Below are 679 nucleotides of genomic sequence, written 5' to 3' on the forward strand. Positions count from 1 at the left end.
AGGGGGGGAAGCTGCTACTCTCAACAATATTGGCCATGTGTACGACTCCCTGGGAGAAAAACAAACAGCCCTAGACTACTACAACCAAGCTTTACCCCTAAGAAGGGCTGTGGGGGATACAGGGGGGGAAGCTGCTACTCTCAACAATATTGGCCATGTGTACGACTCCCTGGGAGAAAAACAAACAGCCCTAGACTACTACAACCAAGCTTTACCCCTAAGAAGGGCTGTGGGGGATACAGGGGGGGAAGCTGCTACTCTCAACAATATTGGCCATGTGTACGACTCCCTGGGAGAAAAACAAACAGCCCTAGACTACTACAACCAAGCTTTACCCCTATTAAGGGCTGTGGGGGATAGAGGAGGGGAAGCTACTACTCTCAACAATATTGGCGGTGTGTACGACTCCCTGGGAGAAAAACAAACAGCCCTAGACTACCTTAACCAAGCTTTACCCCTAAGAAGGGCTGTGGGGGATAGAGGAGGGGAAGCTACTACTCTCAGCAATATTGGCGCTGTGTACGACTCCCTGGGAGAAAAACAAACAGCCCTAGACTACCTTAACCAAGCTTTACCCCTAAGAAGGGCTGTGGGGGATAGAGGAGGGGAAGCTACTACTCTCAGCAATATTGGCGCTGTGTACGACTCCCTGGGAGAAAAACAAACAGCCCTAGACTAC

At 50.5% G+C, this 679-nt stretch carries 1 protein-coding gene; it reads left to right on the forward strand.

The window, feature by feature from the left end; all coding sequences use genetic code 11:
- A partial coding sequence (locus P5674_RS25530) for a tetratricopeptide repeat protein (RefSeq protein WP_315670456.1) occupies positions 1–679 on the forward strand: 679 nt, incomplete at both ends.

Origin of the sequence: Limnospira sp. PMC 289.06 (genome assembly GCF_032350395.1) — a bacterium.
Classification (GTDB): domain Bacteria; phylum Cyanobacteriota; class Cyanobacteriia; order Cyanobacteriales; family Microcoleaceae; genus Limnospira; species Limnospira platensis.